Source organism: Tsukamurella spumae (assembly GCF_012396015.1).
In the GTDB taxonomy this organism is placed as follows: domain Bacteria; phylum Actinomycetota; class Actinomycetes; order Mycobacteriales; family Mycobacteriaceae; genus Tsukamurella; species Tsukamurella spumae.
Map to the genome: position 1 here is coordinate 1 of NZ_JAAXOQ010000018.1, position 19,091 is coordinate 19,091.

At 68.5% G+C, this 19,091-nt stretch carries 24 protein-coding genes and 1 tRNA gene; 7 read left to right on the forward strand and 18 right to left on the reverse strand.

Annotation, left to right across the window (positions count from 1 at the left end):
* Positions 1-151: 151 nt before the first annotated feature.
* Positions 152-209 (reverse strand) — tRNA-Ala (locus tag HF999_RS13770).
* A 66-nt stretch (positions 210-275) separates the two neighbouring features.
* On the opposite strand from HF999_RS13770, the gene HF999_RS13775 reads away from it, so the two are divergent.
* Positions 276-416, forward strand: coding sequence for a hypothetical protein (locus tag HF999_RS13775; RefSeq protein ID WP_168546430.1), 141 nt, complete (start codon positions 276-278; stop codon positions 414-416).
* A gap of 42 nt (positions 417-458) precedes the next feature.
* On the opposite strand, the gene HF999_RS13780 is transcribed toward HF999_RS13775, so the two are convergent.
* Together HF999_RS13780 and HF999_RS13785 are read right to left on the reverse strand one after the other, a co-directional pair.
* Positions 459-791, reverse strand: coding sequence for an Rv3488 family transcriptional regulator (locus HF999_RS13780; RefSeq protein WP_168546431.1), 333 nt, complete (start codon positions 789-791; stop codon positions 459-461).
* Positions 792-821: 30 nt separating this feature from the next.
* The gene (locus HF999_RS13785; RefSeq protein ID WP_168546432.1) at positions 822-2,069 is read right to left on the reverse strand and encodes an APC family permease; all 1,248 of its coding nucleotides are present in this window, start codon (positions 2,067-2,069) and stop codon (positions 822-824) included.
* Positions 2,070-2,266: 197 nt separating this feature from the next.
* Here HF999_RS13785 and HF999_RS13790 point away from each other — a divergent pair, with 197 nt between their 5' ends.
* Positions 2,267-2,653: a hypothetical protein gene (locus HF999_RS13790; protein WP_168546433.1), complete on the forward strand. Its 387-nt coding sequence runs from the start codon at positions 2,267-2,269 to the stop codon at positions 2,651-2,653.
* A gap of 24 nt (positions 2,654-2,677) precedes the next feature.
* Here HF999_RS13790 and HF999_RS13795 read toward each other — a convergent pair whose 3' ends face one another.
* Positions 2,678-3,019 (reverse strand): hypothetical protein, encoded by a 342-nt coding sequence (locus HF999_RS13795; protein ID WP_168546434.1) that lies wholly within the window; start codon positions 3,017-3,019, stop codon positions 2,678-2,680.
* Between the two features lie 77 nt (positions 3,020-3,096).
* Between HF999_RS13795 and HF999_RS13800 the strand changes: the two genes are divergently transcribed.
* Complete coding sequence (locus tag HF999_RS13800; protein ID WP_168546435.1) at positions 3,097-3,519, forward strand: hypothetical protein; 423 nt, start codon at positions 3,097-3,099, stop codon at positions 3,517-3,519.
* Between the two features lie 32 nt (positions 3,520-3,551).
* Here HF999_RS13800 and HF999_RS13805 read toward each other — a convergent pair whose 3' ends face one another.
* From HF999_RS13805 to HF999_RS13865, 13 genes are all read right to left on the reverse strand, one after another.
* Positions 3,552-3,971 (reverse strand): DUF6262 family protein, encoded by a 420-nt coding sequence (locus HF999_RS13805; RefSeq protein WP_168546436.1) that lies wholly within the window; start codon positions 3,969-3,971, stop codon positions 3,552-3,554.
* On the reverse strand, positions 3,968-6,436 hold the full coding sequence (locus HF999_RS22570) for a tyrosine-type recombinase/integrase (RefSeq protein WP_246207826.1): 2,469 nt from the start codon (positions 6,434-6,436) through the stop codon (positions 3,968-3,970). The genes HF999_RS13805 and HF999_RS22570 overlap by 4 nt, the downstream gene beginning before the upstream one ends.
* Positions 6,429-7,676: a tyrosine-type recombinase/integrase gene (locus tag HF999_RS13815; protein ID WP_168546437.1), complete on the reverse strand. Its 1,248-nt coding sequence runs from the start codon at positions 7,674-7,676 to the stop codon at positions 6,429-6,431. Before HF999_RS13815 ends, HF999_RS22570 begins: the two co-directional genes overlap by 8 nt.
* A 34-nt stretch (positions 7,677-7,710) precedes the next feature.
* Positions 7,711-8,973, reverse strand: coding sequence for a helix-turn-helix domain-containing protein (locus HF999_RS13820; protein WP_168546438.1), 1,263 nt, complete (start codon positions 8,971-8,973; stop codon positions 7,711-7,713).
* A 61-nt stretch (positions 8,974-9,034) separates the two neighbouring features.
* On the reverse strand, positions 9,035-9,823 hold the full coding sequence (locus tag HF999_RS13825; protein ID WP_168546439.1) for a hypothetical protein: 789 nt from the start codon (positions 9,821-9,823) through the stop codon (positions 9,035-9,037).
* Between the two features lie 184 nt (positions 9,824-10,007).
* Positions 10,008-10,250: a hypothetical protein gene (locus HF999_RS13830; protein ID WP_168546440.1), complete on the reverse strand. Its 243-nt coding sequence runs from the start codon at positions 10,248-10,250 to the stop codon at positions 10,008-10,010.
* Between the two features lie 11 nt (positions 10,251-10,261).
* A complete protein-coding gene (locus HF999_RS13835) occupies positions 10,262-11,167 on the reverse strand; it encodes a hypothetical protein (protein ID WP_168546441.1) in 906 nt (301 codons plus the stop codon).
* Positions 11,168-11,275: 108 nt separating this feature from the next.
* Positions 11,276-11,587, reverse strand: a complete 312-nt coding sequence (locus HF999_RS13840) for a hypothetical protein (protein WP_168546442.1) — start codon at positions 11,585-11,587, stop codon at positions 11,276-11,278.
* 125 nt (positions 11,588-11,712) lie between these two features.
* Positions 11,713-12,213 (reverse strand): hypothetical protein, encoded by a 501-nt coding sequence (locus HF999_RS13845; protein WP_168546443.1) that lies wholly within the window; start codon positions 12,211-12,213, stop codon positions 11,713-11,715.
* 64 nt (positions 12,214-12,277) lie between these two features.
* Positions 12,278-12,943, reverse strand: coding sequence for an LGFP repeat-containing protein (locus HF999_RS13850; protein WP_168546444.1), 666 nt, complete (start codon positions 12,941-12,943; stop codon positions 12,278-12,280).
* Positions 12,944-13,067: 124 nt separating this feature from the next.
* The gene (locus HF999_RS13855) at positions 13,068-14,216 is read right to left on the reverse strand and encodes a cutinase family protein (RefSeq protein ID WP_168546445.1); all 1,149 of its coding nucleotides are present in this window, start codon (positions 14,214-14,216) and stop codon (positions 13,068-13,070) included.
* Between the two features lie 43 nt (positions 14,217-14,259).
* Positions 14,260-15,819, reverse strand: coding sequence for a hypothetical protein (locus HF999_RS13860; protein ID WP_168546446.1), 1,560 nt, complete (start codon positions 15,817-15,819; stop codon positions 14,260-14,262).
* 436 nt (positions 15,820-16,255) lie between these two features.
* Positions 16,256-16,549 carry a hypothetical protein gene (locus HF999_RS13865; protein ID WP_168546447.1) on the reverse strand — a complete coding sequence of 98 codons (294 nt, stop codon included), beginning with the start codon at positions 16,547-16,549 and terminating at the stop codon, positions 16,256-16,258.
* Between the two features lie 66 nt (positions 16,550-16,615).
* On the opposite strand from HF999_RS13865, the gene HF999_RS13870 reads away from it, so the two are divergent.
* Positions 16,616-17,065 (forward strand): hypothetical protein, encoded by a 450-nt coding sequence (locus tag HF999_RS13870; RefSeq protein ID WP_168546448.1) that lies wholly within the window; start codon positions 16,616-16,618, stop codon positions 17,063-17,065.
* A gap of 5 nt (positions 17,066-17,070) precedes the next feature.
* Here the strand turns inward: HF999_RS13870 and HF999_RS13875 are convergent, their stop codons facing one another.
* Positions 17,071-17,466 (reverse strand): hypothetical protein, encoded by a 396-nt coding sequence (locus HF999_RS13875; RefSeq protein ID WP_168546449.1) that lies wholly within the window; start codon positions 17,464-17,466, stop codon positions 17,071-17,073.
* A gap of 111 nt (positions 17,467-17,577) precedes the next feature.
* On the opposite strand from HF999_RS13875, the gene HF999_RS13880 reads away from it, so the two are divergent.
* From HF999_RS13880 to HF999_RS13890, 3 genes are read left to right on the forward strand one after another with little or no spacing between them, the layout of a single operon-like run.
* Positions 17,578-17,865: a hypothetical protein gene (locus HF999_RS13880; RefSeq protein WP_168546450.1), complete on the forward strand. Its 288-nt coding sequence runs from the start codon at positions 17,578-17,580 to the stop codon at positions 17,863-17,865.
* The gene (locus tag HF999_RS13885; RefSeq protein WP_246207832.1) at positions 17,862-18,053 is read left to right on the forward strand and encodes a hypothetical protein; all 192 of its coding nucleotides are present in this window, start codon (positions 17,862-17,864) and stop codon (positions 18,051-18,053) included. The genes HF999_RS13880 and HF999_RS13885 overlap by 4 nt, the downstream gene beginning before the upstream one ends.
* Positions 18,054-18,073: 20 nt before the next feature.
* The gene (locus tag HF999_RS13890; protein WP_168546452.1) at positions 18,074-19,054 is read left to right on the forward strand and encodes a hypothetical protein; all 981 of its coding nucleotides are present in this window, start codon (positions 18,074-18,076) and stop codon (positions 19,052-19,054) included.
* The last annotated feature ends 37 nt before the right edge of the window (positions 19,055-19,091 follow it).

Below are 19,091 nucleotides of genomic sequence, written 5' to 3' on the forward strand. Positions count from 1 at the left end.
CTCCCTCGAAGGCTGGTGCGTGGTCAGAGACCACCAGCATCACGGGGAGGCACGCCCATCGTTGGCGGGTGCACACAAGTGGGGAGATTCAGTTAGCAGAACTGGGGAGAATCAATGAGCGTAGTCAACGTTCGTCAGTAACCCGCAACGCTAGGGGATTCGAACCCCTGACCCTCGCCTTGCAAAGGCGATGCTCTACCAACTGAGCTGAGCCCCCGTATTCGGATGCGCACCCGCTAACGGGCTCCGTCCTACCGTCAAGCTACGACCGTGTGGTGGACATGCCCACCACAACATCCCTGCTGGCCAACCCCTCACCGGACCCGTCAGCTATAGATAATCTCCGGATGTATCTGGTCCGCGTCGACATCGCCGCCCGCGTCAGCGCCCTGATCGCCGAGCTGGCCAGCCGATAGGCACGCCGCTGCGAGCTGGCCGGTGACCACGACTGCGCCCGGTCAGCAGGAGTTGTCCTCGCGAGGACTGGGATCGAGGAGCTCGCCGGAGAGTTCACCGATGACCCGGCGGAGGTTGCCCAGTTCGTCGATCCCTGCGGTCGTGGCAGTGTAGACGCGGCGGACGCGGCCATCGACGGTCTGCTCCTGCGAGGTCAGTAGCCCGGCGTCCTCGAGCCGTTGCAGCAGTGGGTAGAGGGTGCCCGGTGAGATGCGGTATCCATGGTGGGCGAGTTCGTCGGTCATCCACGCGCCGTAGACCCCACCGTTTTCGGCGGCATGGTGCAGGACGTGGACGGGAACGACTCCGCGGAGTAGGTCACGTACCAGGTCCATATCGGTCGACGATACCGAAACCGGGACCGTTCACCGGGCCTGCATCTGCCGGCGTGCGCCGTAGACGAGGGCGCCGAGGGCGATGACTGCGGCGCCGGTCAACACCGAAGGCAGTGGCAGCGTGAACGCCAGCACGACACAACCGGTTGCGCCGACGATCGGGATCAGCCGACGGGGGCGGCCTTCAGAATTGCTGAGCATCCAGGCCGAGGCGTTGGCGATGCAGTAGTAGGCCAGTACCCCGAACGAGGAGAAGCCGATCGCGCCACGCACGTCCACGGTGGTGGCGAGAACGGCGACGACCACGCCGACGGCGATCTCGGCGTGATGCGGCACCCCGAACTTCGGGTGCACGGCTGCCAGCGCTTCCGGGAGGTGCCGATCGCGCGCCATCGCCAAGGTGGTGCGGGACACGCCCAGGATCAGTGACAGCAACGACCCCAAGGCAGCGATCGCGCCACCGACACTGACCAGCGCGACGATCCCCGGGACGCCGGCCACGCGAGCGACGTCGGTCAGCGGCGCCGCTGAGGCGGCCATCTGCTCCGGGCCCAGGACCGCCAGTGCCGTCGTCGCCACCACCGCGTACACCACGAGCGTGATCGCCAACGCGATCGGAATCGCCCGCGGGATCGTGCGCTGCGGATCACGCACCTCCTCACCGAGGGTCGCGATCCGCGCGTACCCAGCGAACGCGAAGAACAACAGGCCCGCGGCCTGCAATACCCCGTACACCGACACCGGCGAGGAGATCGCCAGCCGCTCGGCATGCAGCGATCCGGACCCGCTCGCCGACACCACCACCGCGGCGAGCACGGCCAGCACCACCGCCACGATCACCCGGGTCAGCAACGCCGACTTCTGCACCCCGCGATAGTTGACCGCCGTTAACGCCACCACCGCGCCGACAGCGACGGCACGCGCGTGCTCCGGCCACGCGTACGCGCCGACCGTCAAGGCCATCGCCGCACACGAGGCGGTCTTGCCGACCACGAAGCTCCACCCGGCCAGATACCCCCAGAATGCGCCCAAGCGCTCACGCCCGTACACGTACGTACCGCCGGACTGCGGGTACCGCGCGGCCAACCGCGCTGACGAGACCGCGTTGCAGTACGCGACCACCGCGGCGACAGCGAGGCCGATCAGCAACGCTGAACCAGCCGCGGACGCCGCCGGCGCCAACGCGGCGAAGATCCCCGCGCCGATCATCGACCCCAAACCGATGACCACCGCGTCACCGACGCCGAGTCTTCGTTGCAGCGCAGCCTGTTCGGACACCGATCCTCCTCAGTCGTGACCTACCAACCTCGAGAACGGTAGTCGATATCGAAATCCGATACCAGGTCGGTGGTGGTACGCCGATGCGGTGTTCATGCAGCGTTCACGCTCGGCGGCAGTTTCGGCCGGATCCAGCCAGGCCGGGTTGCGGTCGGGGGTGTGGACCGCCGGTGTGCCGGGGCTGGCAGGCTCAGACCATGACAGAGGACCTGACCGAGGCTGCACTGGAGCGGATCCGCGCTCGTTTTCTTCCGGGCGCGTACCCCTCGCTCGACATCCGAAGCGGCTGGTACCAGCTGATCATCGACCTCGACCACGAGCTCAGCGCCATCGACCCCGACTACCAGCTGGTGCAGGTCAAGGAGAAGTTCGGCGGCCTGCGCTACTACGTCGAGTTCGAGCCCGACAAGTCCCGGCCCGGCTTCAACGATCTGATCCGGGCGGCCGAGCGGCGATCGGAGCGGACCTGTGAGGAGTGCGGCGCGCAGGGTGCGCCTTCGCACCGCGGGAGCTGGGCCAGGACACTGTGCGCAGCCGATGCAGCGGCGAGCGGTTTCGTCCCCGACGCCGCTGCGACCGACTAACGAGCACCGCCCCTTTGCGGCGGTTCAGTGTTCGGCGCCGCCGATGACCCGCTGCATCGGCACCGTCACCTCGTGATCGGCGAGCGTGAGCGTGATGCCAACCTCACGCACACCGGCGGCCAGGAGGCGCCGCTGGAGTGCCTCGAGCACTACGGCGGCCGACGTGCCGCCATGGGGCCCGATCAGAGGTTCCGTCGCGGCCACGGCGCTGTCGAGGGCCTGTACGGCCGCGCGGTAGCGGCGGTCGATCAGGCTCATCTCGTCGACGATCGCATCCACACGTGTCCGTAGCTGCGGATCGGACAGGATCTGGGTCAACCGGTCATTGCCGGAGACGAACTGCGCAGCCTCGTCGCTTCTGGCCATATCCGTCAGTATTTACCCCCCCAGGGGCCGGGATCGGGGGTGGACAAGCCCACGCCGCGCCAAGGATCATCGACCGCGTGAACGAGGCCGCCACCGACACCGACGACTCTGACGGCGCAGGCTCTCTGCTCGACCAGCTCGTTGGGCCCTTCTACGACGCGGACGGGGTCACCAGCTACCTCACGGTCACAGACGCTGAACTGAGCGCGATGGTCGCCGCCGACCACGTGATCGCGGTGCCGCTCGCCGCCGGCACGCCGGTATTCCCGGCCTGGCAGTTCCGCCCCGACCGGCGGGTTGACGAGCAGTTGCTCGCTGTCTGGCGTGCATTGCGCGGTGCGGCTGATCCGTGGACCGCGGCGTGCTGGATGTGCGCGCCGTCCCGAGACCTCGATGGCGAGACGGCGATCGCCTTTCTCACCGACCGGGCCCGGAGAGCTGATCGCCTGCAGACGGTGCTGGCCCGGGCAGCCGAGGACTGCGCCCGTTGGTTGCAGTAGCTGATCGGGCCGGCAGTGCCGGAGGGTGGCGGTCAGTCCGGTGAGAGGTCGTCGATCTCACCGTGCAGCCGGGCGATGGTGCCCTCGAGGTGCTTGATTTGCCGGGTCAGCTCGGCGATCTTGGCGTCCTTGTGACGCAGTCGCAGGTGCATTCCTGCGATCACCCCGGCATCGGGGTCGGCCGCTGGCTGCGGCACGGCCGCGGCTGAGCCGTCAGCGGGACGATCCGGCGCGGCGCTCCGGCGTTGCCGGTGGATCTTCTCGAGCAACTTCTTATGCCGGTAGACGGTGGCGCGGGCCAGTCCGGCCCGCCGGGCGACGGCCGCGACGCTGATGGCCTCACCGTCGCGGCGCATCTGCTTGAGCGCCTTCTCGATGCTGCGCTTGGACTCCTCAGATCGGAATGCGGCACTGGCGGCGAGCGCGGTGAGCGAGGCTTCGTTGGCCGTCACAGGCTGCCCGCCTGACCTACGGCATCGTCGCCGTCCTCGCAAGCGTCGTTGACGGTGCCGCGATCGGTGTCGATCCCGGGGGAAGCGGCGCGCAGCGCCGATTCGTGGGTTCCGCGGGTCTGGATCTGCAGGATCGGTAGCCGGTCGCGGGCGCCGGCGCCGGTCACCGTCGCGGTGCTCGCCGGGGACGAGACCGGCGATGCGTCATCCTCCGGTGCGGTCAGGCGGGTGATGATCTGCTCGAGGGAATGCAGCTCTCGCAGCCGCTGGTGCACCCAGATGTTGTCATCGGTCAGCGTCCGGCCGGTCCGAGCGTGGAACTGCTCGCGGCGGACCTGCAGCAGGGCCGTGGTGGCGGCGTGCTGCGAGCGCAGCTCATCGAGGTGCGAGAGGTCGGTGGCGAAGTGCCCACAGGTCAGGCAGGCGTTGCCCTTGTCGCAGGTCTTCACTGGCGGCAGCAAGCACACACCGTTGGGCAGGATCCGGTCGGTGCGCTTGGACAGCTGCGTCATGTCGTAGATGTCGCTGGGGCTGAGTGCGATATCGATGCCGCTGGCGCCGATCTTCTTGTGTTTGAGGAACTCCGCCTCCGACGTCGCGGCCAGCGTGGCAGCGTACCGGAGTGTCATTTCCGGGCTCTTGTGCCCGAGGTAGCGCTGCACCACGTGCAGTGGCACGCCGTCGTTGAGCAGCTCGGTGGCGCGGGTGTGCCGCAGTCGATGGGTCTGGGTGAACCGTAGGGGCCGCCCGGCGCCGTCGGTGATGCCGTGAATCCGGTCGAGCTTGCTCAGGGCCGTCCGGTAGCTGTTGTAGGGGCGGTGCCGGCGGCCCTGGTGGTGATCGCGCAGCGGCACGAACAGGTACCGCGGCGACCAGTCCGGGTGCTCAGCGGCGAGCCAGGCCCGCTGCTCGGCGATCACGTTGACCACGGCCTGCTCGATCAGGATCGTCGGGATGACGCCGTCGACCTTGGTCTGCTGGTACCGCAACTTCGCCACGAACACCGCGTCATCGTCACCGCCAGCCCTCTCGGTGACCCCGTCACTTACCTCGCCGCCGACCCCATCGGTAACCCTGTCACTGACCCGGTCGGTAACCCCGTCGGCGAACCCGTTGCTGGACCCGCCGCCTGTCCCGTTCGGGTGTCCACTGTCCGTACCGGCACCGGGCGCGGCGCCGGCGGCAGGTCGCTCGAACCCTGGGATCGGCTCGATCGGGTCGAGGTCGAGCATGAGGATCTCCGAGGCCCGCCGTCCGGTGAGGGCTTGCAACAGCCAGATTCGGGCCGCCTGCGGATCGCCCAGGCCGGCGATGAGCGAGACCGCCCCGTCGGGATGGGTGATGGTCACGTGCCGGCCGCGATCGGCGGCAAGGACATCGAGGTAGCACAGCATCTGCTGCAGCTCCCCGGTGCTGTACCAGGTCAGTTCCCGGTTCCGCGGCGCGGCGCGGCGGCGGAACGCCGACCCCCACAGCCGGGTGTGTGCGGGCCCGACCGCGCCCCAGCGGGCGATACCGGTGGCGGCGGCCGCCTCGTCGGCGTGGTCGACCATGAAGGTGTAGAACACCTGCGTCTGCGACACGGTCGCCTCGATCGCCGTGCCGGTCAGCCGCCGGTCCGGGCGGGCTGACGCTTCTGGGCTCCGCAGCCACGCCGCGAAGTCGGTGAAGACCATCCGCAACTGGGCGGGATCGTCGGCGAGGACCGGATCGGTCAGGTGCCCGGTCGCGGTGAGGAACCGCCCCAGGTGCCTGGCCGCCATCCTCGAGCGTTCCACCGCCGAGGACCAGCGCAGTAGCTCGGCGGTGATGGACACCCGCAACCAGAACCGCACCCCTTCGCGCAGCCATACCGGTTCGATGCCGCCCAGGCGTGCGGCCATGTCGTGGCTGGGTTCGTGCTCACGTTGGGGGATCCGCGGATCGACCCGCAGGTCCCAGATGTCGTGCTCCCACCAGCTGCGGTCGGTGCACCGCACCGACAGGTACAGGTGCAGGTGCTCGATCAGGTGCGTGATGCTGCGGCGCGTGTTCAGCGGCGGCAGCCGCTTGTTGCGGGTCTGATATGCGAGCAGGGCGTGACGCAGCAGCATCGAGGAGCTCATGTCGGTGATCGACTCCGGGGCGTGCCCGTGCTCACGGGTGTGGCTCTGGCAGGCCAGGGAGATCGCCTCGCAGCACCAGCGCAGGTAGGCCGGTTCGATCTTGCCGATCTGGTCGGTGGCACACAGCCACACGAACCATGCGACCTCGCGGCCGAACCTCGGCGGGCAGTCCGCCGGGGTGAAGTCCAGCCGCCTGCCGAGGTACCGCGAGTTCTGCCGGAACACCTCCCGGTGCTCTGGTGAGTCGATCTGGTAGATCGGCTCGCGCCATGCTGCCGGGACGAGGGCTGCTTGCGCCTGCCAGGTGAATGCGGTGGCCGCGGCGGCGGACAGTCGCGGGGCCCGCCCGGGTTCAGTCATTGTGCAGCCCTTTCCATCCGGCGACGTAGCTGCGCCATTGCGCGATCGAGCGCATTTCGGCGTCCTCGGTGACCCATCCGTACGTCGACAGGGTGGTCTGCACGTCCGCGTGGCCGAGACGGCGCATCACGACATGAGGCGCGACACCGGAGAGCAGTAACGCGGTGGCGTGGGTGTGCCGTAACCAGTGCGGTGTCCACCCCGGCTGCAGCACCTGCGCCGCCGAGCGGGGCTCCGTGTGAGCGGGCTCGGCGGCATGGCTGTTGCATCGGCGGGTGATCGACCGGACCGCCGAGTAGACCGTCTCGGGGCGCATCGGCGCGAACCGTGTCCCGTGAGTGAGGTTGACGAACACGAAATGCGTCGTGAAATTGGGCACTTCCAGGTCGGCGCCGTCGTCGATCAGCGCCCACACGTACTCCGAGTACAGCGCGGCCAGGTCGTCGCCGACGTAGATCCGCCGCGGCCCGGTCTTGCAGCGCACCTCGTGGGGGTGGTCCTGGCGGCCGGCGACTTCGACCCAGGGGGTACCGCCGCCGCCGATGTGGAAGTCGTGATGCCGCAACGACAACGCCTCACCCAGGCGCATGCCGGTCTCAGCCAGGACCGCGAACAGTAGCCGGTTCCGCAGCCCAGTGCCACCGCCGGACCAGCTGGTGCCGTCGTGCGTGGCGCAGGCGTTGAGGATCGCGGCGACCTCCCGGGGCAGCAGCACCGGGGTGGCGGCCCGGTTGGGTTGCCGGACCCGGTAGATCGGGTGATCGGCGCTCTGGTGCGGGCCGACGCCGTCGAGGAACCCGATGTAGCGGGAGCGGCGCCGCCACTGCCCGTGCGAGGTGAACAGCTTCTCGTACGGGCCCAGTAGGTGGTGCGCGTCGGCCTGGAACCGGTAGAAGCTGAGCACCGCGGTCGCCCGTAGCTGCACCGTCGCGGTCGATGAGCCGCCGACGACCTCCGGGCCGATCTGCCGAGTTCCCGGCAGATCCCCGGTCCGCAGGAATGTCAGGAACTGCCCGAACAAGGTGGTGGGGAACTCGTCCCAGCGGTGCCCGCTGTGATCGAGCACCGTCCACCACAACGCCAATCCGGCCGCGTACGCGCGGACCGTGTTTGGTGACGCTGCGCTCGCCGTGAGGAACCGCAGGTACTCGCGGGCCGGCTTGATCGGCCGATCGAGGTCATCGACCACGACGTACGTGCCGGGTCGGTCTGAGTACCGCACCCGCTGTACCTTCGCCACCGCCCCGCACCTCCTCGCCCTGGCTCGCCTGGGGTCAGGCTCGCCGGGAACGCTGCTGGAACCGGCGGAAGTCGATCACATCGGCGGTACCGTCCCCGGCGCCGCGATCGCCGCCCCGCGAACCGGTGGTCGTTTCGACGGCCGGTACGGCCGGTGCCGCAGGCGATGCGCTGGTCGACGGCGCAGGGCGTTGCCCGACCAGGAAGTCCCCGAGAATGTCGCCGGGGAAGATCAGGTCGTAGGTCGACAGAAGCTGAGCGGACGGCACAGCAAAGCCGAGCTCGACCCATTTGCTCAGCAACCGGGGCCGTTCCACGGCGCGGTCATCCCAGCCCGGTTCAGTCCGGCCCCAAGTCCGACCGGTGTCGGGGTTCACCCGCTGGTAGAGCTGCTTCTGCAAGCTGCGGAACCGGTCGTCGTCGAGCATGCCACCGGTGTGCAGGTGCCGCAGCAGTGCGCCGATCGAGATGCCCCACTTCTGCTTGACCGGCACCAGCGACATCAACGACGGTGTCGGTGAGACCTCCTTGCGGATCTGCGCGAGAGGCGCAAGCAACTCGGACGCGAACCGTGAGGCCTGCTCCTCCTTGTCCTCGGTGACGTCACCGCTCCAATGCAAGCTCAGGTGGCCCAGCTCATGTGCGAGCGTCCACCGTGTCCGCTCCCACGACGTCGACTGCCGCACCACGATCAGCGGGCGTGCCTTGAACTCACCAACTCGCGTCGAGTACCCCAGGTGCTTCTCCGACGCGGCTCCACCGTCACCGTCGCGCAGTGTGGCGGCGGCGAGCATCCGCCGCATCACGATCGGCACACCCGCGTGCTCGATGTTGTGGGTGAGGTAGTCGATCGGCTCATCCCAGGCCACACCGAGCGCTTCACGCACCCGCGCCGCCGCTTCCGCGACAGGCGCCGACGGATCGACCATCGGGATCTTCACCGCCGGCAACTGCCACCGCGAGTGCAGCTCGTCGAGAAACTCCCCGACCATCGACGCGAAGTCCGCCAGATACTCCTGCTCAGTCTTCGTTGTCGACTGCGGCGCACGGAACAGCAAGTCCGACGCATGAATTCGCATCGGAGGCTCAGTAGTGAAGAACCGGGGCGGGAACCGCAGAATCGTCGTCAACGCCTCCAGCTCCGCCGTACTGATCTCGCCCGTGATCGACTTCTCCAGACGGGTCAACCGAGCCGCCGACGGCCATCCCAGCTCAGCTGCCAGTGACTTCGCGGTCATCTTCCGCATGATCCGGGCTTGACGCACCCGGCGTCCGTAAACGTTCACCGTCGCCTTCATTGCTCATCCGATTCAACGCTGCAGGTCCCCGCTGCATACCAGTTTCCCCCTGCTGTGACGGCTACGCAGGCGTAGGCGTGGGGTCCGGCGGCTCGTCGTCGCTGCCCGGGCCAGTGACCGGCGTCTCGAAGCTCCCGAAGTTGCCCGTGCTCTTGACGGGCGTTTCGTAGTGCGCGAAGTCGTCCGCCGGAGCGCCGCCGACCGGCTTCGGCCTTTCCTGCCCGTAGAACGGCGACTCCGTCGCCGGCGGGAACTCCACCAGCGCCAAGATCTCCGCACTGGCAGGGTTCTTCAAGCCGCGCACCACGGCCAGGTGAAGCGACTCCAACGTGGTGTTGTCCTTCGTTGACCACAACGCGTAAATGCCGTCGTGAACAGGCTCGGCCTCGTCGTCGCTGTCCTCGGCGGACGAATCGACCAGGCCCCAGTTCGTGAACAGGTTCATCTGTTTCGGCTGCAGACTGCCACTCGCGAGTGCTTTCTCCACCTCCGGCGGGAGTACGACGTCCCGGTCGACCGCCGCCTGCACATGCCTGGACAGGAATTTCCGCAGCCGAAACTCTGTGCCCAGGTTCATGAATACGGTGCCGCCGCCCTGCCCCCGGTTGCACTGCAGATTGATCCCCGGCTTGCCGTTGCGTTCCTTTTTCCAGATGTCGCGCATCATGTGCCGCACATCCGCGCAGAACGTCTCGCCGGACACCTCGGCTGGATCCGCGTGTCGCGCCGACCACATCTTCCCGACCTCGGTGATCGCCGCCGGCAGGTCGAGACGCACCGTCGCCAACGCGGGGCGATGCTGCTCGACGAATTTCTCGAGCGTCTTCTGAAGCTCCGCATGGAGTGCCATAGCGAAATAATTGCACGGAAACCCTCCACTTGCAAGAGGCTCGCTCACTGCCGTTGTTCACGGTAGATCCGACCACTGACATGCATCTAATGTTACATGTCTAGGACGATAGAAACCAGCTCTGATATGAATGAATTATCGTGTCATGCATCGCAATTACGGATAAGCCATCGATCGAAGGGGACTATCGCTGGGGAAGGTGCTGGGCGTACAGCGCGCGGGCCGCCGCCCGAGCGGGCACGAGCTGCTTGATCTCCGAGCGCAGGTAGTAGGCCCCGACGCCGATCGTCCCGGTGGTGTCGGGGGAGAGCTGGTCGACGTCGACGCGCTGCGCGCTCACCCGCACGACGCGGAACAGGCTCGGGTTGAACTTCGCCTCCTCCACGTCCTCGACGAGATCGCCCACCTGGAACCCGTGCTTGAACATCGCCGTGCTCCTCACGCCGCCGTAGTGAAGGCCAGGAGCTTCCCGTGGCCGTGATCGAGCCAGCGGGCGCCCGTCGGGTCTGGAACCGCCCCGAAGGCCTTGAGGTGGCCGTTGACCACGTGCACGGTGCCCTCCGGGCCGGCGAGCTCGCGGAGCATCGTCGTCGCGTCATCGACACCGAGGCCGCGGGCCAGCGTCTCGCCGTCGACGCTGACGATGTCGAGCGGACCGACCGGCGCGAGGTTCGCATCGCCGACCGGGGAGGCGGCGCCGTCCTCGAATCCGACGGACATGATCGAGAGTACGACGTGGTAGAAGCCACGAATGATGGTCGCGGCGTCGTCCGGGCCGCCCTGCGCGGGCAAGCACATCTTCACCGTCTCGTGCTGGATCGACCCCGCTCGGCCCGGGAGGACCGGCGCGTGAAGAATCCGCAGCCAGCACCCGTAGCCGGGGGCCTCGATCAGCTCCAGCCGGTACCGGAACACGGACCCCCGGTAGAGCACGGTGCCGTCCTCCTGCTCGCGCCACTCGTGCCGCACAACATCCTCGGCGTCATGCCAGTGCAGGTCCGGATGCTCATCCTCGATCTGCACGATCCAGGGCCACGCGCTGGCCTCGACCCAGTTCTCCGGGAACGGAACCCGCGTCCACGCGGGGGCGACCTGCGGGTCCAGGCGCACGGGGGACTCCTTCCCGAACCCGGCGTCCGCGACCTCGGGGCGCGCGCCGCACTTCTCGCACGACAGATCCTCGAGTACCGCCATCGTCGGCGTGATCCGCGTCCACACGCCCGCGGAGTCCGTGCGGCACACGAAGCTGTGCTTCGGGCGGTTGGGCAGCTCGTCCCGCACCTCGGGGGCGATGTGGTCGGGGCAGAACACCGCGCCGTCGTCGCCGCGCATCCAGAGATCCATTGGTACACCTTCCGGTTGGTGATTGGGGGTCCGGGCGGAGCTGCCCGGTGCACACAAATGACGTTACACCCGATCGGGTGTAACGTCAAGAGTGTTGGACGAGTCGATCTATCCGGCCAGAGAGCCGATCGTCTCCCAGCCGCCGGCCTTCGCGGGTTCGCATGGCAGGAGGCGAACGCGGGCAGGTTCGTACCCAGGGGCGGTCGGCCACAGGAAGATTCCGCCCATCGCTGCACGGGAGGCTTCGCACTGAGCCTGGCTGGCGTACGGGCCGCACTGGGCGATCATGCCCGCGGAGCTGCACGAGTTGGTGTCGGCCTGCGCGGCCGGCGCCGCGACGAGCGGAGCCAGTGCCAGGGCGATGCTCGCGCCGAGCACGATCCGCCGCGGGGTGCGGCGATGGAAGGTCTTGGTGTTCATGATTTCTCCGATCTTCTTGCGGGGGAGGGGTGCAGCCCCGGCGGCGGGACGAAGCGCCGCCGGGCCGGCGACCCGCCGCGAGGGGAACTGGGAGGTTAGGGCTCGCGACGGGGGATCGATGGGGCTTAGATGCCCTGCGTGCGGTACTCGTTGCGCAGCGTCATCACGCGGCCGGCGTACGGCACCGACTCCTTGAGCGCCGCCGTGCGATCGGGGTTGGTGAACGCGGACTTGTCGACCAGCTCGGGCAGTACCGCATCGCCCATGTTGACGACGATGAGCGCGAAGGCGGTCTTCGCGTCGGGATCACTGATCGCCGGGGCGGCCTTGTCGACCTGATCGGCGGTGGCGCACAGGAAGCGGGCCGAGACGTTCGTACTCGCCACGGGATCGGTGGGCACCTCGCCGGGGAGGGCGTACTTCGCCCACGCCCGCGGCATGAGCTGGCCTGCGCTGACCGCTCCCGCTGCCGAGACCGCCTCAGCCTTGAAGGCCGAGGCGTCCGCGAGGTACGCGGCGAGCAGGGGCGCGTCGACCTGCGGGCAGGTCTTCGCCGCGGCCGGCAGGACCGCCCGGTACTCCTCCGGGATCGCGGGGACGGCGCGTAGAGGCTCAGCGTTGGCCACGTGACCGCCGCCGGCCAGAGCGGCGCCGACGAGCTGGCCGTGAGGGCGATCGAGGTCTTCCGCATCATCGCAGCACTCCGTTCTGCGCTGCGGGCCACGTGATCGAGCCCTTCTGGAAGTCCTGCGTGAACGTCCCGTCGGCGGCATTGAGCCGCTCCGGTCCGGTGGGCCAGCCGTACTTCGCGACTCCGCCTGCGCGGTCGAAGGTCTTGCCGATCTCGCCGAGCACGGGGTGTGCGCCGGTCTGCGGCGTCCACATGATCTTCCCGCCGTTCTGGAAGTCGTTCCAGGCGCCAGCGACCTGTGCGCCCCACCCGAGGATGGGATCGCCGGCGGTGTTCACCCGCCGCTCGTCGCTGACCGGGTACCCGAGCGGCCCGGTCTCCCAGCCCGTCTTGCCCCAGGCGCTGCGGATCGCGCCGCCGATCGCGTGGGCGTTGCCACCGTCGGCGCCGGGGTTCCAGTAGATTGAGGCGTCGTTCTCGAAGACCTGGTACTTGCCGCCCCGGCGGTCGGCGAGCTCGTCGGTCAGAGTTCTGCCCCAGAGCCGGTGCGGATCAGGCCCGCCGAGTGCGAAGTACGTCGTCTCGATCTGCCCCTTGACCACGCGGCCGCCCGCGAGTTGGTCCGCGTGCGCGGCTGTTGGCGGCACGAAGGCCACGGCGCCGATCATGACGCTGATCGTCGTGCCGAAGAGCGCCGCGCAGTGGCGGCGGGTGAGAGTGAACATTGCGCTGTCCTCTGTCTGGTGGAAAGGGGGCCGCGTGGCGGTCACTACGCGCCTGGCCCGAAAAGGGGGTGCGGCCCCGGTGTGCGCCCGTCGAGCACGCATCACCGAGGCCGCCGTGGTGGAACTACTTGAGGCCGAAGATGGTGCCGACGGTGTTACCGACGGCCTGCCCATCGACCTGGAGCTGCCCGCTACCGGACGGCTGCGGGAGCGCGATTCCCGATCCGGCCGGCTTCTGCCCGGCCGACGGGTTCGGCTGCGCGAACGGAACACCCGTCTGCGTGCTCGTGGTCTGCCCCGGAACCAGGCCCGGGATCTGCAGGCCACCGTTGCCGGCTCCCGCGGTCGGCGCCTGGCGGCCGGTCGCGACGCGATCGGTCACCTGCGAGATCGGGCTGTTCGGGCCGACGCTGTAGCGCACGTGCGGGTTGTCCGCACCGAATGCGAGCGGTGCGAGCGACCCGAGCGAATCGGCGAGCGTCTGCGGTAGACCGTTCGAGCCGGCCCACGGCACCTTCGGGATGCTCATGATCTGCGCGCCCGGCGAGTTGCTGCCCTGCCCACCACCGAGGCCGCTGGCGACCTGCTGGTTGAGGAAGGAGCAGTACGTGTCGCCGGTCAGGCAGGTCTCGTACACCGAGTTCTTGAGGTCGCCGTAGTCCAGGCCGTTACCGAGAACACCGGCACCGGGAGCCAGGGGTCCGCTCGAGTTCTTGTTGGCGACACCGCGGGCAGGGTTGCCGATCAGCTCGCACGAGCTGACCCGGTTGCTACTCACGCCCGGCATCCGGCCCTGCCCGATGCTCTCGCAGATCTTCGACATTCCGAGCGCGCCCTGGCTGTACCCGCCGAGCACGAACTTGGTGTACGGGCAGGCCTTCGCGCGGGACTGAATCTGCCGCGTGGCGGTCGCGATGCCGCCGTCGACCGACTGCTTGAGCGGGGTCGACCCGGCGAACGGGCCGACCTCCGCCTTGTACGGCGTCAGCCAGACGTTGGTGCCGGGCTTCTTCTGCTGGAGCTGGAGCCCGAGCTTGCCCATCTCACCGCGGGCCTCCAGCGGATTCGCGGTGGGCGTCGTCTCCGTCGTGCCGGGCATGAGGATCGCCTCGGTGGCACCGCAACTGCTCGAGTTCTGGAAGAACTGCGGCGCCGGCGCAGGGGCCGGTGCGGGGCTGGGTGCCGCTGATGCGACCCCCGCCCCGAGCAGCGGGCCGAACATGGCCGCCAAGGCCATGAGCAGCGCCGCCGCCGCAAGTCGGAGCTTCGTCATGGGGAGTTCCTTTCTGGTCGTTATGATCTTGTGCGAGTGGCGATTACGCCGCCGGGACCAGGACCGGCGCCGTAGCAGCGCTGGGGAGGCCCGGAATCTGGGGGATGCCGGGGATCGGCAGTTGTGGGATGGGCAGACCGGGGATCGGCGAGCTGCCGCCGTTCTGCTCGCCCTGCTGCTGACCGCCGCCGAAGATCTTGCTCAGCGGGTTGTTGTTCCCGTCGATGCCGAACAGCGCACCCGACGGGTCCTCGGTCGGCGACTTGGGTTTGGTCGTGCCGGGCACGGCGCGCACCGAGTCGACGTCCTGCTGGGTGAGCAGCTGCGTCTTGTCGACCTGCACGCGCTGCGAGGTGTTGCACTGCTGGCCCGAGTAGTTCTGCGGGATGAGCACCGGTCCGCCGCCGCGGGCCGCGGTGTCGTACCCGGCGTTGAGCTGCTGCTGGAAACCGGCTCCGGTCGCTCCCACGGTCTGGGGGAGGCCGCTGCCGGCGTTCTGCGTCGAGCCCATCAGGCATCCCGTGGGGCCACCGAGCTGCTTTTTCGGGTCGGCGTTGTAGTCCTGCTGGAGCTGCTGCATGGCCGTCGCGGGATCCTGGTAGGTGTGCAGCGTCTGCGTGGTGCCCTTGCTGCCGCCGAGGCCTCCACCGGCGACGACCTCGGAGCCCTCGCCCTCCAGACGGGTCAGGCCGCCCTTGTAGACTTGCGACATCTGGTTGGTGAGCATCTTGACGTCGACGATCGTCTCGCCGGCGAACTTGATCTCATCACTGCCCGTGAGCGTGTACGCCGCGGCGCTGATCACCTGGATGCCCAGCTCGACCGCGGCGATCGCCGCACCGGGAACCGCGCTGGTATCGCCCGCTGCCGACTTGGACACGGCGTCACCGAAGATCGCGATGCTCTTGCCGATCCACACCTCGCTGAGCTTGAGGTTGAAACGTGACATGGCCTTGAGCAGACCCTTGAGCTCTGCCGATCGGAAGGCCTCGGGCAGCTTGCCCCACCACTCCGCGCCGATCTCGGTGTCGGGATCGAGAACCGCTGCGAATTCGACGATTTGGGGGAAGTAGGGATTGTGTTCCCACACGTTGAGGACCTTGCCGAAGATCCTCGCCGCATCGCCGCCCGCGGCCACGCACACCGGGCCGGCACTGATCGCCGACGGTGCGGCGGCGGCCGCGGCGGCGCCGGCCGATCCGCTCGCCGAGGCTGCCGCCGCGGCGGTCTTCGCCAGCTCCACGCCGCACGCCACGCCGTTCTGGATGAGCGCGGCGACGTCCGGCCCCTCTAGACCTGCGAGCAGCGTCGGGGTCGCCAGGAGCCCGACGGCGATCTTCTGTGCGAGGTCGCGGCGAATCTTCCTGTTCACCAACGAGTCGACGAGCGAGCAGACGATCCCGCTCTGGAGCTGGGTTTTCTGGTTGTACTCGCCCTCGCCCTGGATCGACGGATCGAGCAGCCGCACGTTCGGGGTCAGCTCGCCCTCGGGCAGGTCCTTGGACAGGCCCAGCATCTTCGCCGCCGGCTTGAGCAGGTTGTCCAGGCCGAACGCCTCGGACCCACGGACCAGCTGACGCTCACCCGAGTCCTTCGGCGCCACGCCGCCGGCCTGCCTCTTGAGCGGTCCGATATCGCGACATGGATCGGTCGCGGCCGGCGGATTGGGATCGGCAAGGGCGGTGGCTCCACCACCGCCGATCAGGACCAGGACAGCCAAAAGGGCGGCGACGAGGCCAGGAACTGCTCGTCGACCGCCCTGCTTGCTGCCAGGTGTGGAAGTTTCGTTCGCGGGAATGCCGGAATCCCGCACCGGTGGTGCGTTCATATCTGCGCTGTCCTTCAATTGTTGGTCTCGGGATTCGCGCCGGTCACTACTCCGCCGCGACCTGGTGTTCACTACGCACCAGATTCCCTTAACCCCTGAGTTTGCCACACAAGATCGAGTTGTGGTAACCCACGCGCCCACACTCGCGGTATCTTGGAGCTACGCAACTGATTTCTGACCTTCGAGGACAGCGCAGACCATGAACCAGAATTCAGCGGCGGATCAGGCTCACCCGGAGGGCATCGCCAGTAGTGAGGCGGAACCCACCGGCGTCGACGACCCCATCCTCCGCGACGAACACGAGTTCCTTCACGCCTTCATCAACGCGAGCCAGGACGAGGCCCGCACCGTCGCACGTTTTGTGCGCGACACGGACTTCCACAATCCGATGCACGCAGCGCTCTGGCGGGCTGCCATCGCCGCGCCGCGACCGGACATCGTCGGTGCTCGCGGCGAACCACTCGTAATGGAGGAGCTTGTGCGGCAACTCGCGCCCGGCCGCCACCGACACGTGGCTAGCAACGCGCTCATACAGGTCGCTTTCACCGATGCGACGACGGCGGAACTGCCGATGTATACGCACAGGCTGCTCGCGGCCGCGGTGCGACGTGAGGCCTTCGTCTTCGCCGACCGGGCCCGCCAGGTGGCGGAGCTCACCGACGGTGACGACATCTACAACGCGATCGCCAAGTTCGGTATGCAGTTCCGCGACGGTGCGCGCGTGCGACTCGAAGCGCACAGCGCCACGATCGACCGGCACGCCCATGTCTTCGACCGGCTCGCCGCCGAACCGAAGACCCAGACCGCCAGCGCTGGCAGAGACGCCCCCGCCGCGGCGCCGCAGGAGGCGCCACAGAAGGGGGCCGTCGGAGCCTCGCATCGCGTGAAGGCGGCCCTGGGCGCAGCCGCCGGATCGACAACCCGTCGCCCCGCCGGCGCCACGGTGCACCCGCTCGAACCACATCGCCGGGCTCGCATGTCCGGGCCGCAGCCGTCTGCCGCACGGGCCGTCGAACGCTGACCCGCTCAGGCCTCCTTGGGGCCAGACTGCCGGCGGTCCATCAGCTTGCGTACCAGCACGCCGGCACGTTGCTGGCTCACTCCCAGCAGCGCACCGATGTCGGAATTCTTCTCCATCGGCGCCGGCCCATCACCGACCAGATAGTCCACCACGCTGAGCCGGGACTCCTCGGACTCCCGCCGCGCGGATTCGAGCGAATGATCCGCCGCGGCTTTCCGTTTCAGTCTGGCGTCGAGGTCCTCCGGCCACACCACCTGCACATCGTCGCCCGTGGCGCGCGCGCCGTCGATCGCCTCACGGACCCGCCGCAGGTTCACCTGCACCGGCTCCGCACCGTCCACCGTTAGCAGCCACCAGCCCGGCCACTGCGGGTCACGCACCACGCGGATCTCGACGCTCACGGCGGCCACTCTACCCCAGGCGCAACAGACTATTGGACTCTACGCAACAGTCAATTGTATGAACGAAATAGACTATTGACACTTCCGGCGAACGCGGCTAGCGTCGGCGCCATGACCACCGCACTCCATGCCCTCGCAGCAGAGGCCGTCGGCAGAGGACTGCCGGTCAACCTCTCGCTCTCCCCGCTCCCGTCGCTGCTCATCGGCCACGGTCGCGGCATCATCACCGTCATCGCGACCGCGACCACATGGGAAGCCACCGCGACCTACAACGCCTGGACCCGCCCGATCACCGGGCGGGACCTCGTCGGCGCCGTCACCGCCCACCTCGACGCCCACACTGGCACCGGCGCCAGCCGGAAGGGCATCACCGGCCCATGGATCGGGGCCGCAGCATGAACCCGCTGATGATCGACCCCGCCGACCGCGAAGCCTGGAAGCTCCGCGAAGTCGACCGGCTCACCTGGCCGGCGATCGCCGCGGCGCTCGACGAGACCGAGGCCCACGTCCAGCGGCGCGTTGAGCGTTACATCGCGGCGACAGACGCCGCCGCGGCCGCCGCTCAGCCCCCGCTTTTCACCCTCTGACCAGGAAGAACGCACACATCATGAACACCGCCTTGCACGCCGCCACCGTGGAAGTCCTCGCGGGGCCAGCCGCCGACAGCGACTTCGCCTTCAACCAAATGCTGAACAAGTTCCTGGGGACGATGTCCTGGGCGATCTACGCCATGGCCGCGGCCGGCATCATCGGTGGAACGCTGATGGTGGCGGTCGGGTCCCTCGGCGGCCACCATCGCTGCCGCGAGATGGGCCTGTCGATGACCATCGGATCTGTTGTCATCGCCTCCGCGACCGCCGCGGCCCGCGCGGTAACCGGCGGCGATGCCGCGGAGACCTCCGATACGCCTACACCGGCTCCGACGCCGGGTGTGCCGTCGGAGCCGTTCAACTGGGCACCCGTGCTGATCGGTCTGTGCGTCCTGATCGGCGTGATCGCCGCGGCTGTGCTCGTCGTGATCGCGGTCGGCAAGCAACGCCAGCACGCCGAAGCCGCTCAGGCCCGGCGCCGGAAGCTCGCCGAGGCGACCAAGATCCGTGACGACGTGCGCGCACAGTGGGACTCCTTCCTGCTCGACCCCGCCGACACGCTGTGGAAGCGGCCTCTGCTCGACGACCTGCACGAGCCGAAGACGATCGCGTTCCTGGACGCCTGGCGAGCCACCACCGAGGCGTTCTTGGACCTGCGCCCGCGGCAGGACGTGAGCGTCGCTGCGGCTCTCGCGGCCGCCACGGAAGCCCGCACCGCCTGGGAGATTGCCTCCCGGCACGCGGAGCGCATCGGGCTCGGCGACCTCTCGACCGCCGATCGCGCGAAGCTGGAGACCGCGCGCAAGATGCTCGACCGCGCGCTCGACCCTGCCGTTGGCAACGCGGAGAGGGAGAGCTGCGTGGCTCGGATCGCCGTGACGCTCGCGTCGATCACTCCGCGCACGGAGGCTGAGGTCACCGCGGTCGTGCGCGCTAAGGTCACCAAGGTACTCGCGCTCGACACCACGCACCGGCGGGCGATCGAGAGCCGCGGATGAGCACCATGAACGACCGCCAGCCCTTTCCCAGTGGTGG